Source organism: Cupriavidus sp. 01L415 (genome assembly GCF_056400065.1).
On record NZ_JBFTSP010000014.1, the window covers coordinates 1 to 13,087 of the forward strand.

Sequence of the window (13,087 nt, forward strand, 5' to 3'; positions counted from 1 at the left end):
TGCCGCCCACAGCGACGGATGCTCGCTGCGTTGCTCTTGAACCAGGCGTACGGCTCTCTCTCGGACCTCGGGGGAAAACTTGGTTTGCTTGCTCATGGGCTCCATTCTCTCAAGAATTGGAGCCTCCACTAAACCCGGGGCGGTTCAGACTGCTAGACCTTCTGGAAGAGCAGGTAATTCTTTTCGATCGCGGAGAGCAGCCGAACTACAACTTGATGAGTTCCATCATCTATTACATGCGAAGTTTCGGCGATCGCGTTCACCATCCCCGTGAGGATGTTGCATACGCGCGGCTCGTTGAGCGGGACCCCGGCATGCAAATTGTGGTTAGCCGATTGCAGCAGGAACATCGTGTGATTGCCACGGTTGGCGAGGCGTTATCAGACCGCCTCGCTGAGGCTGAAGGAGATGTGATAAGTTCGCGCGCGGCTTTGGAGGCCGCTGGAGCAATGTACCTTGTGTACTATCGAAATCATCTTTCGACAGAGGAGCGACACGTCATGCCGCGCGCTGCTCAGCTACTGACGCGCGAGGATTGGGCAGCAGTTGACACTGCCGTTCCGGCGAGCGACGACCCGCTCTTTGGGGAGAACTTCCAGGAACGTTTCGCGATGCTGCGCAAGCAAATCGAAAGCGAGGCGAGTGTGTCCGGCCATAGCTAGATTCGGCATCCCCGCCATCAACCAGATCAATTGCCAACATGCCGGTCCGGCTTCTTCGCGCAAGAAGCTGGCGATGCTATTCGGAGAATACTCTGGGGCTCAGCCTCCTGATTTGCTGCCGGCGCGTTCGGCCGGCAGCGTCCCGAGGCGCTGCTGCTACAGACTAAAGTCCATCACGATGCGGCCCTCGATCTGGCCGGCCTTCATGCGATCGAGGATGCCGTTGATGTTCTCCAGCTTCTCGGTGGACACCGTCGCTTTCACCGCGCCGTTGGCGGCGAACTCGAGCGCTTCCTGCAAATCGCTGCGAGTGCCAACGATCGAGCCGCGGATCGTGATGGCCTTCAGCACCACGTCGAAGATCGGCGTGGGGAAGTTGCCAGGCGGCAGACCGTTGAGCGAAATCGTGCCACCCCGGCGTACCATGCCGATGGCCTGGGAGAATGCCTGCGGCGAGACCGCCGTGACCAGGACGGCATGGGCACCGCCGATTTCCTTTTGCAGGAAGGCAGCGGGATCGGTGGTGCTGGCGTTGACGCCGACTTCGGCGCCGAGCTTGCGGGCAAGCGCGAGCTTTTCGTCGTCAATGTCAACGGCCGCCACGCGCAGGCCCATGGCGCGCGCGTACTGCACGGCCACGTGGCCGAGCCCGCCGATGCCGGAGATCACCACCCACTGGCCGGGGCGCGTGTCGGTGACCTTGAGCCCCTTGTAGACCGTCACCCCCGCGCACAGAATCGGCGCAATCTCAACAAAGCCGACGCTATCCGGTAGCAGGCCGACGTAGTTCGGATCGGCCACCACGAATTCGCCGTAGCCGCCGTTGACGGAGTAGCCAGTATTTTTCTGTTGCTCGCAAAGGGTTTCCCAGCCTTGCAGGCAGTGCTCGCAGTAGCCGCAGGCGCTGTAGAGCCAGGGAACGCCGACGCGGTCGCCTTCCTTCACGCGTGTCACGCCCGCCCCTACACCGGACACGAACCCTACGCCTTCATGGCCGGGGATGAACGGCAACGAGGGCTTGACCGGCCAGTCACCCTGGGCAGCGTGCAGATCGGTATGGCAGACGCCGGATGCTTCGATCTTGACCTGAATCTGGCCTGGGCCGGGCTGCGGCACAGGAACTTCCTCGATGGACAGTGGTGCGCCAAACGCATGCACGACCGCGGCTTTCATCATGGCTGACATAGGAGCTCCTTTTCGACGACGGCTGCATGTCACGCCGGGGTTGTGCGGAGCAACATGCCATCTTGGCGCCGCTGCGGGCACGCAAGTCATGATAGGAATCAGGCCACTGCGAGTCCAGAAGGATTCGGGGTCGGTCCCTGCCACGCGTACTGTTCTCGGCAGGGACATTCCTGCTGTTTCGACATAGCGATGACCTGCTTCATGTCCTTGCGTCCAAACACATCGGCAATCCAAAAGTCAGGCTTTTTCGATGCATCGCGATAAAAACTCTGGCATACCGGCGCCGTTAGTAGACGCCGGCGACACCTTCAAATTTGGCCCATGCACTGCGTCCCGCGAACAAATGTGCGAGTCTCCAGGTGTCGAAAAGGCTACGTCTCATCTGAACCTTCAACTGATTGAAGGCCTCCCTTAGGTGCGCGCAACTCCGTTTCGCCTTTGGCCTAAGGGCCATTGCAGTCGGATAGGCAAACACTACAATTGGATCAACGTGGTGAACAGCAGACAAAGCCACGGATTCAGTTTGGCATTGGGCTCAAAAGGTAAGTCGCGCCTGACCGCCGTTTCTACCCAGCACGGAGGAGGTGAAAATGGTCGAATCAAGAAGCGGACTTTGGAGGCGGAAGGGCGCAATGCTGGCCGCAGCCGGACTCCTGGCGCTATCGGGGGCTGCCCTGGCCACCAACCAGTCGCAACAGCGCCAACAAGGCAGGGACGCAAACCAGGCTGCCAAACAGGAAGCGCGCGCAGGTAAGGTCGACTGCCGGGCTGCAAACCAGAAGAGCAACTCCCAGTGCCGGCAAGACAAGCGCGACACGAAGCAGGAGGGCCGCCAGCAAAAACGGGACATCAAGTACTAGCGCGGCCGATGCGCGCCGACGAAACGGTTCTGCGGATCGTCCTTGGCATGGGGCACGGCATCAGCGTCAGGCCGAAAAACACACCAGACAGGTAATGCAGAGGATCTGTCATCGAGCCCTCAAGGTCCGAAGCCTGAACGATGGCTCCCGCTCTACGTTGCATGCACGACGCCCCGCGGGCATCAGACTTGACGATACGAAGGAACAAAGGCGAGCACCAGCCCTTCACGCACCATCGCCTGCCTCGTCCTTCCAATCACCACCCAACGCCAGCAATAGTGCGATGCGCTGGTTGAGATGATCGGCCTGGACGTTGATGAGATCCATCTCCGCGGCCACGAGGGCCTGCCGCTGCATCAGCAGGCCCCGCGTATCCGAAGCGCCGATGCCCGCGCGCGCCTCCTCTCGCAGCACCAGTACACGGCTGTCATCCACCCGCTCGCGCAGTTGCCTGGTGCGCTCGACATAGCCGGATTCGGCTTGCAGTCCCGCTTCCACTTCGCCCAGTGCCTGCAGCGCGGTGTTGCCATAGGCAATCAAGGCGGCTTGCTCTTCGGCGCTGTAGTAGTCCGCCCTGGCCTTGAGCTCTCCGCCGGTGAAGATCGGCGCGAAGAACGAACCATTGAGTCCCTTGATTGGGCTACCGGCCTGGTTGAGCAGGAACACGTCGCTCCGGATGCCGGTGATGGCCGCGCTGATGGAGATCTGTGGCAGGCGCGCCGCCTCCGCCGACTGCCGCATGTCGAAGGCCGCCGCAACACGGTGCGCCGACGCAGTCAGATCCGGCCGACGCCCGACCAGGTTTGCCGGCAAGCCCGCAGCAGGGGCCGGGGGCATGGCCGGCAGTTCTGGCCCGGTCGCGATTTCCCCCGCGGGATAGCGGCCCAGCAGCAATTCCAGCGCTTGCGCGGCCTGGCTTCTGACCAGCTCGGCTTTCCCGATTGCATCGCGTTGCGCGCGAAGCGCATTCCGCGCTTCCAGCAGCTCGGTCTCCGGCGCTATCCCGATCTCGACGCGCTGGCCGGTGATCCGCACCAGGTCTTCCTGCATCGCGGCGGTCTGCCGCAGTCGATCCTCCAGCTTCGCGCTGTGGATCAGCGTGAACCATGCCCTGGCGGTAGTTGCCGCGACCACGCGCTGGGCCCAGAGATAATCGTCCCTTGTAGCCGCATACTGTGACTCCGCAGCGCGCGACTGGGCGCGGATGCGTCCCCAGAGGTCGATTTCCCAGCTCGCGCCGATCGATAGGATCTGCGTTTCCGAATTGCCCGCCCTCCCTTTCACGCCTGCGCTCGGGAGCAGGCCGCTGCGCTGGATGGCGACCAGCGCCTGCGCCTGCTGAACGCGCACCGCGGCCAGCCGGAGATCGCCGTTGTGCGCAATGGCTTCCCGCACCAGCCGCTGCAGCTCGCCATCGTCGAAGGTGGCGAGCCAGCCATTAGCGGAGGTGCCGGCCGTGGCCGCGTTCGCCCACGTGGCCTGTCCTTCGAGTGCCGGCACGGCCTGGCGTCGAAGGTCCGCGCCCTCGGGCGGTGTCTGCAAGGCGCAGCCGCAAAGCATGGCGACCGGAAACGTCAGCAGCAAGGTCTTTTTCAGTTGAAACGACAACACGGACTTCCCTCTTCCAAATCTCTGGCAAATCTCAAATCGAGTGGACCTAGTGAAGCTTGAACACCAGGTAGTTCAGCTTGGAACTGACGCGCAGGAAGACCATGCGAATGATGTGGAACATCGCCATACGCTCCGTATAGATCGCGCCCGCACCGATTGCCCCAACCGGAAGCATCAGCCCGCTGGATTCGTCACGCAGGTCGAGCTTGACCGCGAATCGGTTCGGCACCACGTCGGTGGCGCCGGTGTTCGGGATCATGCCGCCCTGAGTAAACTGGCCTTGCGATTGCGCCCAGACAATCGAATCGACTTTCGCCTTGATAATCTCGCCAGGACTCGTCGGCAAATAGATCTCGGCGAGATCGCCCTCCTTGACGTTGTAAAGCTCGTTCTGCTTGTAGAAGGCAACGACCTCCTGCTGGTCCTCCACAAAACTGAACGCAGGCGAGAACGGGAACGGCACGAGCATGGTGCCCACGCGTACCTGCAGGTTCACGACCGTGCCATCGGAGGGCGCCCGGTAGACAGTCTGCTCGAGCTCCCATCGGGCGTTCTCGAGCATGACCTCGGTTTCCGCCCGCTTCGCGCGCGCCGTCGCAATGGCGGCAAACTCCCCCTGGCTTCTGGCCGACAGCTTCTGACGGGCCTCATCCTCTGTGGCCTGCGCGCTAACCACCTCGCCTTCCAGTTCACGCTGGCGGGTCAGTGCATCTTCCCGGTCGAACTTCGACCCGGCCCCCGCCGCAAGCAGCGCGTCATGCTCCTTGAGCCGCTGACGGGCAAGCGTCAGCCTGGCCTGCACGGTGCTGACCCGTCCGGCCGCGCCGCGCACCGATTCGCCAAGCTGGCGCGCCGATGCCTCGGCTTCAGCCAGCGCGGCATCATCGGCCATCAGCCTGCCTTCGAGTTGCCTGATCGAGGCCTGGTAGGGAGTCGGGTCGATCCGCAGCAGGACATCGCCCCTCCTGTAGCGTCGGTTGCCTTCGGCCGGCAGTTCGACGATGCGGCCGCGGACCTGCGGCACGACCTGCAGTACCTTGCCCACCACCCGCACGTCATGGGATGACGGCGCCACCACGTTGAGCGTAAGAACCAGCATCGTCATCGCCACCACGGGAATCGTGACCACGATGATCATGGACGTCGTGTTCCAGGGTAGCCATTTGAACTTGAAGAAGATCAGCCATACGGCCAAGGCGTAGACGCCAAGCAGCAGCGCATCCATTCAGATCCGCACCTTTCCGGCGTGCATGCCGCTGGTGATGCCCATCGTCGTGGATGCCTGCAGGCTGACCATCTGCGTCGGCCCGTAAGCCCCTTCATGTGCCGGCACGTGCGTCGACGGTACCGTGTCGCGGCCATGCTCGTCATCGTCTTCCGGCGCCTTGTCGGTGCCATACGCGGCCCGGTAGAACACGGGCTTCGTGTGCGCCCAGAGCCAGGCCAGCGGCCACAGCAATCCTCCAAAGAAGAGCGACAGCAGACACAGCGAATGGATGGCTTCCTTTTGCGGATGGCGCTTGCGATGCGCGATCTTCTCGGGCCAGATATGCAGCATCCAGAACAGGTAGAGCCCTGCCACCGGGACGAAGACCAGGACCACCCAGGAGATGGCATTGGCCGCGGTCTCCAGGGCCTTGCCACTGAGTGCGGATGCGAAAGCAGGTTCGCTCGATGCCAGCAGGCCGATGCCTGCCAGCAGATAGGGGCGCAGTTTCATCGAGTTGTCTTGAGATGGATTGTTGGCACGCGATTGCACAATGCACCGGCCGGTCAGGAGCCGGTTGCCTCGTCGCGCGGGTCGCCGCGGTAGGCGTCATTGCGCGCGCTTCGCGCTTGCCGGCGCAATGGTGATTCATCCGTGCCTTCATCCGCGGGGGCATCGTCGGCGTACAGAAGGTTGTACTTGCTGCTGGCCGGCTCGCCGGCAGCGCGACAGACCGCAGGTGTGGTGGGTAGTCCGACTCCCATGCACGCATCGGACTGGTTTCGCAGCGCTTGTGACTCCGGTCCGCGTGAGTGCTGCGCATACGCTTGCCCAATGCCCGCGATCAGCAGCGCAACGCCAAAGGCTCGGATGGCCGAGGGGCAGTTCTTGATCATGTCTGCAGGTTCCTTCGATTGACATCGGATGTCGTCGATATGCGTTGGCACTGTCGCGACATCCCGATAGAGCCCACACGTTATGGCAACGCGTCAGTCGTGACTATCAAAGGAATTAGAAAAATGCGCCTCGTACTCCGGGGCGGACCAATGCCGAATGCCGGCACTTTCTAAGTTCTTAGATAGAACTCATGGCATGGCCGACCTATCCTGTGCGCAGTCGCACATCCCTCGGGCGTAGTCCAAGCTTGCCCGACCTGCATAGTTCAATGAATAGTGTTTCCTCGATCGCCGCGAGCATCGTTGTCGTCGCAACCGCAAGCACCCTGTCCGGGTGCGCAATACCAACTCCCGAAACCTTGGGCCCGTTCCAGGAACCGTGGCCATGGATGAAGATCGTCGCCGTCAATCGTACCGATCATGATGTGCTGGCGGTGCACGCCGGCCTTTGCGAAACCGGGCCCACGTCGCGGCAGTCGCAATCCATCCCTTCCTATTGTTTCCTCGGCAAGAAGCCCGAGGGACCCATTGCGATCACCTGGAACGATGCCAGCGCCGGTGCGCAACACACCGCCACGGTGCCGCTTCCGCCCCTGTGGCCGGAAGATCCCCGCCCCGAGGACTTGACGGGCGGCTACCTGTGCGTGCTGTTGCGCAACGATGCGCGAGCGAGCCTGACCATCACCGCCACCGCGGAAGGCTGCGCCGTTCTGTAGAGGATCGCGATTGCGGGGGTGCAGGGCGCCACAGGTTGGCGCGTCGAGCCACTTTGGACCGGCTATTTCAGCACGGTCCACCTGACAACTGCGCTTACTGCACCGAGTAGCCTCGGCCCGTCATGCAGGCCCGCGAGGCTTGCCAGTACGACGTCGCGGCCCAGTCATTGCTGGCTTGCATCTGTGCACTGGCGGCAACGGCCTGGCGCCGTTGCTGGCGATGCGCCACGCCACCCGCGATCGTTCCGACTGCCGCGCCCGCCGCAGCGCCCTTGCCCGCGTCGCCACCGATCGCGCCCACAACAGCGCCCGCAGCAGCTCCGCCCGCAGCGCCGCGAACACGCTCGCCACCGGGCAGGATGACCGGAGTCGGCGTGCTTGCCACGCGGTACGGATCGATGCCGGTCTGCTGTCGGGCCCAGCCGTAGCAGGCCCCATCGTCATTGTTCTGCTGATACGCCGATTGCCCGCGCGCCGGATAGGCGATGGGCTTCTGCAGCATGGTCTGAGCCCGCGCCGTTCCGGCCGTTCCGGGTACCGCGCCCGACATCAGAACGAATGCCGCACACGCGACAAGCGTTAAGTCTGGACGATTGCTCATGAACTCTCCTGATGAGGTGCCAGGTTTGGGGCGCCTACGGGGCATCGGACTGCCATGCCCACGTGGTAGTCGGCTCACGCACAGGCGTGACGACCATCCGATCGTCGCCAACTCCGCGCCGTCCATCCCTGGCCAAAGAAAAATGCCCGCCGGGGAGACGGGTAATCTGAGCGGCCTTGCCTTTGTGGAGATACCCGAGGCACATCCGCAGAGGGGTCGGTCACCCGTCGCCTCAATGCTGACCATGCAGCGGAGCGCTCGCAATCACAGGAATTAGAAAGCGATAGATCGCGTACCGTCCGTACCGGCATTGCGCTGGCGATACGCAGACAGGCGCTCGCACAACTGCCGCAGACTCCCCGCAATATGCGCGGACTGGATCTCGATCTCGTCGTCCCAACCGTCGGCTTCCGCAGCGTAGTCGCGCAGGTCTTCGCACAACTCCGCCAGTGCCGATGGCCCGACGACCGCCAGGCTGCCCGCGATGCGGTGCAGAAGTCGCGACAGCCCGATCACGTTCTGCTCCGTCCGAATCGCATCGTACTCATCGAGGTCCGCCCCGGTCTGCGCGAGGAATGCGTCGGCATACCTGGCGGGTATCTGCGGCAGCTCGGGGAGATCATCGTCCGTATGGCCCACGCCATCCTCACCGCGTGCAAGCACCGACGCCAGTCCGGCGAGAGACACCGGCTTGGTCAGATAGCCCGTGAAACCCCTCGCCCGCGCTTCCGCGATGTCCTCCGGTCGTGCGTTTGCGCTCACCGCATAGACGGGGATGTCGATGACGGCGTGCTGCATTTCCCGAAGCAGGTCGAAGCCGTTCATGACGGGCATGTCGATATCGGTCAGGACCATGTCCATGTGCTGCCCGGCCAGTGCCGCCATCGCCTCGCTGCCATTGCCCGCGACGATGACTCGTGCGCCCAGGGCAAGAAGCTGATCGCGCAGCAGATTCCGGTTCAGCAAATTGTCTTCCGCGATCAGCACGGAGTGGCCCGCAAGCGGCGAGGTGGGTCGCGCGATAAGGCCTTCGTCGCTCCGCTTCGGCGGGTGTTCGCCGGTGATGACCGCCAGCGTTGCTGCGTGGATGCCCGCGAGGCTGTAGCTGGACACCTCGCGACCGCCATCCAGCCGTGTCGTTGCAACCAGCGGCCCCAACTGCTTCAGCCAGACGATCGAGACCGGTTTCGGCCACCAGGCCAGGACGTGTCCGGGATCAAAGGCTTCGGTCACCAGCAGACAGTCATATCTGTCTGCATCCACGGGATCATCCAGGTTTGAGCGCTCCGACGGCTGGCACGCGCCCCAATCAAAATGGTTCAGCAATCCCTCAATGCACTCGGCTTCGCGCGACAGCACCAGTGTCCGGTTCGGCGGCAAGCCCGGGCGCGCACGGGGCGGCGCCGTATCGGACGCACCAAGCGGCAGACGAACCGTGACGCGTGTTCCCTCGCCCAGGGTGCTATCCAGCATGATGCGGCCACCCATCCGTTCCGCGAGTCGCATGCAGATCGACAGGCCCAGCCCGGTGCCGCGCGCCTGGGCGATCCGGTTGTCGGCGACCTGGGAAAACGGCCGGAAAAGCTGGTCCTTGAAGTCTTCCGGTATGCCAATGCCCGTATCGGCGATGACGATCTCCAGATTCCCTTCCTCCCATCGCGCACGCAGAACGACCTTGCCCGACTGAGTGAACTTGAACGCGTTGCCAAGCAGGTTGTTGACGATCTGGCTCAAGCGCACCGGATCGAGATCGAGCCGCGACGGAATGCCGCTGCTGTACACCGCCAGGAAGCTCAGTCCGCGCTGCGCGGCAAGCGGGGCATGGGCAATCGCGATACGGCCGAGAAGCTCGGTGAGTGAGACGGGCTGCGCCTTGATGCGCAAAGCACCCACGTCGATCTTCGAGAAATCGAGTACGTCGTTGACGATCTGCTGCAACCCCTCGGCCGACACCTGCATCGCACCGACCCGCATTCGCTGCTCCGGCTCCAGCGGCCCCATCGTGACGAGTTCCATGTTCCCCAGCAGCGAGGCAAGCGGCGTGCGAATCTCGTGGCTCATCGACGCGAAGAAGGCCACCCTGGCGCTGGCCGCTGCTTCCGTCGCGAGTCGGGCGTCGTGCAGGAGCTGCTGCGCACGCGCCGCTTCCGCATAGGTGCCGGTCAGGAAGCGATGGTTCCAGTAGCGGTGCAGCGCGAACAGCAATGCAAGCAGCACGATGACGATCGCACCGGTGACAATCAGTTCCTCCGTCATCGCCCGAATCTGATGGCCGATCGGGAGCGCGAATATCAGGTGCCCGAAATCGGCCACGAGTGGCGGGCGGCGTAGTGCCCAGCCATAGTCCGGGACCCAGTGAAACATTCCGTCCTGCCGGGCTTCCAGCTTGGCATCCACGCGTTGCGCGTTGGCACGTGCGCGGGGCACGACCAGCGGCGTGCCAACGCTGTCGAATACGATCGGTTCAGGGATCGACAAGCTTGGCCCGGTGGGCCGCAACAGTTCGTGTAGCGGGATGCGCGTCAGCACGACGGCGTAGAGCGCATCGCCCTTTGCGACCAGCGAGGCACCAACCATCTCCGGATCGATGCCTGCCGCACTGCCCGGGACGCCCAGCCATTCGACGCGCTTTTCCCGCGCGGCCTGCAGGACGTCGATATCGCGACTCCGGAAGCGATCGAGGATTGTCTTGACGATGCGTGCCGGCGGCATGGGCGGCAGCACCCGCCGCGCCGCCGCGCCCGATGCGTCGAGCGATTCATAACGATACGTTGCACCGCTGGCGATCGAGATCATTTCGATCGACGGCCTCTGGCTGGCGGCAATCAGCGTGCGGACTGACTGGTCGCAGCTCCGCTGCAGGACGTCGTCGGCCGGCGCGGACGGCAAAACCTGCACGCAGAGGCCGTCCTGACTGCGCGGTGAGAGCGGAAGCGTGCGATTGGCACGCAGCTCCAGGATCAGATTGCTCGCGGCCAGTGTGCTCCGGCGCTCAAGGACGGCATCGACGACGCCCTGCTCATAGAGGCGCGCCACCTGCTCCTGGGCGCGCAGCGAGCCGTTGAGCCGAACGAGCACGCTCGTGGAGGCGATTGCGACGGCAAGCAATCCCAGCAACACGATCACCATCGAGAAGACCCGGCGTTCCCGCTGCAGATTGCGTTCCACAGCGCGGAGGTCGGGCGACGGCTCGAACGTGCCCTGCATCAGGTCAGACCGTTGTCGCGCGCGTATGCGACGAGGTCTGCGTTGCTGGTGATGTTCAACTTGCGCATGGCCGAGCGCTTCTGTGTCGCCACGGTTCCCAGGGTGCGTTTGAGGTATTCGGCGATTTCGGTGACGGTGCTTCCCACGGCGAACATCCGCACGACTTCGATCTCCTTCGGAGACAGCCGGCTGGCGCTTCCGCCCGCCAGCGCGCCGGCCCTCGACATCCTGGCCGAGATTCCCGGCGAAAGGCGCAGGCCCCGACCAGAGATCGCATCCATGCAAATCTGCCGCAGAATGTCTGGGGCCTCGTTCTTCCCCACGATCCCCGCGATACCTGACTCCTGGAGGCGCGTAAGCAAACCGCCGTTGGTGAGCATCGTGAAGACGACAATCGGCGTATCGGGGCTGTAGTGCTTGAGTCGCTGGATCAGGCGAAGCCCGTCATCGCTCTGTTCGGAATGGCCCATTGTGAAATCCGTGACAATGAGATCAGGCCGGTGCGCCTTCAGCGCAGCGCAAAGCTCCCCACCGGAAGAGCACATTGCGGAAACCTGGACATTCGGGATCTCGCTCAGGGTGGTCTTGACGGCGAGCTGAATCACCGGGTGATCGTCGGCGATCACAGCGGAAATGGTACGTCGGGACATGCGCGTTAATTCTCCACACCCCGAATCGGCTCCGGGATGCTATCTGCTTCTACAGCCTGCAACGGATGGTCCTGCCTTGACGCGAGAAATACCTTTGCTCGTTCAGTGGGACAACAATTGAACGGAGCGGTAACGCACCAGCCGGGGAACAGCCTGCATAGGGCTCGCGATGTTAGCAACTTGCACAAAGTCCCGTTTGACGAATCGGGTCAGTGACTTGACTAATCGTCCCACGGCTCGGACAGGCCACAAGCCACCGACGTCGCCACCGGCGTCTTCAGGATAACGCCCGGCCCATGGCAGCCTTTCTGCCGCGAGCTGCAGTATTAGCCTTTACCGTCCGCACCTCCCCCGGGTCAGATTTCAGCGCAATTCAACAGACGGCCGAGCGTGGAAACCCGGTTGGAGCGTTTGCAATGGCTTCGGCCAGGGTTACGGCCTGTTCACCCGCGAAGGAACCGTCTGGCGGCGCACAGCGCCGCGTGCGGTGCGGCTTTCCTTGGGGCTGCAACCAAATTGCGCGTGATACCAGCGCGAGAATCCGCTCGGCGCGGAGAATCCGAGCAGGGTCGCCACCTCGGTCAGCGGCCGGTCGGTCTCCATGACATGGCGCGCCGCGAGTTCCATGCGGATGTCGTTGACGATCGACGAAAAGGGCTGCCCCTCTTCCGCCAGCCGGCGCTGGACCGTGCGGCATCCGATACCCAAGTGCTCGGCCACCTGCTCGATGCTGCAGCGCCCGCTTGGCAGCAGCAGCAGGACAATGCGCCGAACGTCCTCAAGCATTGTTGCCTGCTGTGACACGACAGAGGCGTCTATCAACTGCTGCACGTAGCGCGCCATGGCCGGATCGGCATACGGGTTACGGGCGTCAAGATCGGCCTTCGAGCAGATAACGCAGTTGAAGTCGTAGTTGAACTCGACGTTCGGGCCAAAAAAATGTTGATGCACGCTGAGGTCGCGCGGCGCCGGGTGCTCGAAACATACGCGTGCCGGCTCCCAGTCGGGCTTGTGGAGCTGGCGTATCAACCGCACCATCACCCCCAGCGCCAGTTCGACCCGCTGACGCGTGGGCTCGTGCGCATGGCCGGCCATAACCACTTCGCGGATGATGACCAGGTCACCGCACTCCTCGATCGCCAGTGACAACGAACCGTTGAGCAACGCCTGATAGCGCATCAGCATCCGAAGCGAGTCACGCAACGTCGGCTGATCGCGGATCAGCAGCCCTACCGGCCCAAGATTGGACAACAGGCGCGACTCGGCCATGCACAGGCCGAAACTCTCGTTGCCTGACAGGGTTGCGGACGCCTGAAGCAGGCGTCCGAGACGCTCCACAGGAATCATGACGTCCGGCTCGCGCAGCACGCTCGGACTTAATCCCGCATCGAGGAGCATTCGTACCGGATCCAGGCCGGCGGCGCGAGCGACCTCGTTAAAGTTCGTGAGGGCTGCGGCGCGGACTAGTGACGACATTGGGCGTGTAGGGTGG

12 protein-coding genes are annotated in these 13,087 nt (G+C 63.3%); 3 read left to right on the forward strand and 9 right to left on the reverse strand.

The window, feature by feature from the left end; genetic code table 11:
* Positions 1-116 precede the first annotated feature (116 nt).
* A complete protein-coding gene (locus tag AC1DOX_RS19410) occupies positions 117-662 on the forward strand; it encodes a hemerythrin domain-containing protein (RefSeq protein WP_441622610.1) in 546 nt (181 codons plus the stop codon).
* 156 nt (positions 663-818) lie between these two features.
* On the opposite strand, the gene adhP is transcribed toward AC1DOX_RS19410, so the two are convergent.
* Entirely contained in the window at positions 819-1,847 is a 1,029-nt protein-coding gene (gene adhP, locus AC1DOX_RS19415) for an alcohol dehydrogenase AdhP (protein WP_441622612.1), read from the reverse strand.
* Positions 1,848-2,437: 590 nt separating this feature from the next.
* Between adhP and AC1DOX_RS19420 the strand changes: the two genes are divergently transcribed.
* Entirely contained in the window at positions 2,438-2,707 is a 270-nt protein-coding gene (locus AC1DOX_RS19420; RefSeq protein WP_441622614.1) for a hypothetical protein, read from the forward strand.
* Between the two features lie 225 nt (positions 2,708-2,932).
* Here AC1DOX_RS19420 and AC1DOX_RS19425 read toward each other — a convergent pair whose 3' ends face one another.
* The 4 genes from AC1DOX_RS19425 to AC1DOX_RS19440 are packed head-to-tail and all read right to left on the reverse strand — an operon-like array spanning position 2,933 to position 6,421.
* Positions 2,933-4,318: an efflux transporter outer membrane subunit gene (locus AC1DOX_RS19425; protein WP_477114049.1), complete on the reverse strand. Its 1,386-nt coding sequence runs from the start codon at positions 4,316-4,318 to the stop codon at positions 2,933-2,935.
* Positions 4,319-4,364: 46 nt separating this feature from the next.
* Complete coding sequence (locus tag AC1DOX_RS19430) at positions 4,365-5,543, reverse strand: HlyD family secretion protein (RefSeq protein WP_441622618.1); 1,179 nt, start codon at positions 5,541-5,543, stop codon at positions 4,365-4,367.
* A complete protein-coding gene (locus AC1DOX_RS19435; protein WP_441622620.1) occupies positions 5,544-6,038 on the reverse strand; it encodes a DUF3302 domain-containing protein in 495 nt (164 codons plus the stop codon). It abuts the gene before it with no gap.
* 53 nt (positions 6,039-6,091) lie between these two features.
* Positions 6,092-6,421, reverse strand: a complete 330-nt coding sequence (locus AC1DOX_RS19440; RefSeq protein WP_441622622.1) for a hypothetical protein — start codon at positions 6,419-6,421, stop codon at positions 6,092-6,094.
* Between the two features lie 389 nt (positions 6,422-6,810).
* Between AC1DOX_RS19440 and AC1DOX_RS19445 the strand changes: the two genes are divergently transcribed.
* A complete protein-coding gene (locus AC1DOX_RS19445) occupies positions 6,811-7,137 on the forward strand; it encodes a hypothetical protein (RefSeq protein WP_441622624.1) in 327 nt (108 codons plus the stop codon).
* Between the two features lie 94 nt (positions 7,138-7,231).
* On the opposite strand, the gene AC1DOX_RS19450 is transcribed toward AC1DOX_RS19445, so the two are convergent.
* The 4 genes from AC1DOX_RS19450 to AC1DOX_RS19465 all read right to left on the reverse strand — a co-directional run bounded on the left by AC1DOX_RS19450 (position 7,232) and on the right by AC1DOX_RS19465 (position 13,071).
* A complete protein-coding gene (locus tag AC1DOX_RS19450) occupies positions 7,232-7,687 on the reverse strand; it encodes a YMGG-like glycine zipper-containing protein (RefSeq protein ID WP_441622705.1) in 456 nt (151 codons plus the stop codon).
* Between the two features lie 324 nt (positions 7,688-8,011).
* Positions 8,012-10,948: an ATP-binding protein gene (locus tag AC1DOX_RS19455; protein WP_477112512.1), complete on the reverse strand. Its 2,937-nt coding sequence runs from the start codon at positions 10,946-10,948 to the stop codon at positions 8,012-8,014.
* Positions 10,945-11,595 (reverse strand): response regulator, encoded by a 651-nt coding sequence (locus AC1DOX_RS19460; protein ID WP_441622628.1) that lies wholly within the window; start codon positions 11,593-11,595, stop codon positions 10,945-10,947. The genes AC1DOX_RS19455 and AC1DOX_RS19460 overlap by 4 nt, the downstream gene beginning before the upstream one ends.
* Before the next feature lie 432 nt (positions 11,596-12,027).
* The gene (locus AC1DOX_RS19465; RefSeq protein WP_441622630.1) at positions 12,028-13,071 is read right to left on the reverse strand and encodes an AraC family transcriptional regulator; all 1,044 of its coding nucleotides are present in this window, start codon (positions 13,069-13,071) and stop codon (positions 12,028-12,030) included.
* Between the last annotated feature and the right edge of the window lie 16 nt (positions 13,072-13,087).

Coding starts and splice junctions, on each gene's coding strand:
- adhP (WP_441622612.1), bottom strand. CDS start 1,847: ATGTCAGCCATGATGAAAGCCGCGGTCGTGCATGCGTTTGGCGCACCA.
- AC1DOX_RS19420 (WP_441622614.1), top strand. CDS start 2,438: ATGGTCGAATCAAGAAGCGGACTTTGGAGGCGGAAGGGCGCAATGCTG.
- AC1DOX_RS19430 (WP_441622618.1), bottom strand. CDS start 5,543: ATGGATGCGCTGCTGCTTGGCGTCTACGCCTTGGCCGTATGGCTGATC.
- AC1DOX_RS19435 (WP_441622620.1), bottom strand. CDS start 6,038: ATGAAACTGCGCCCCTATCTGCTGGCAGGCATCGGCCTGCTGGCATCG.
- AC1DOX_RS19440 (WP_441622622.1), bottom strand. CDS start 6,421: ATGATCAAGAACTGCCCCTCGGCCATCCGAGCCTTTGGCGTTGCGCTG.
- AC1DOX_RS19445 (WP_441622624.1), top strand. CDS start 6,811: ATGAAGATCGTCGCCGTCAATCGTACCGATCATGATGTGCTGGCGGTG.
- AC1DOX_RS19450 (WP_441622705.1), bottom strand. CDS start 7,687: ATGTCGGGCGCGGTACCCGGAACGGCCGGAACGGCGCGGGCTCAGACC.
- AC1DOX_RS19460 (WP_441622628.1), bottom strand. CDS start 11,595: ATGTCCCGACGTACCATTTCCGCTGTGATCGCCGACGATCACCCGGTG.
- AC1DOX_RS19465 (WP_441622630.1), bottom strand. CDS start 13,071: ATGTCGTCACTAGTCCGCGCCGCAGCCCTCACGAACTTTAACGAGGTC.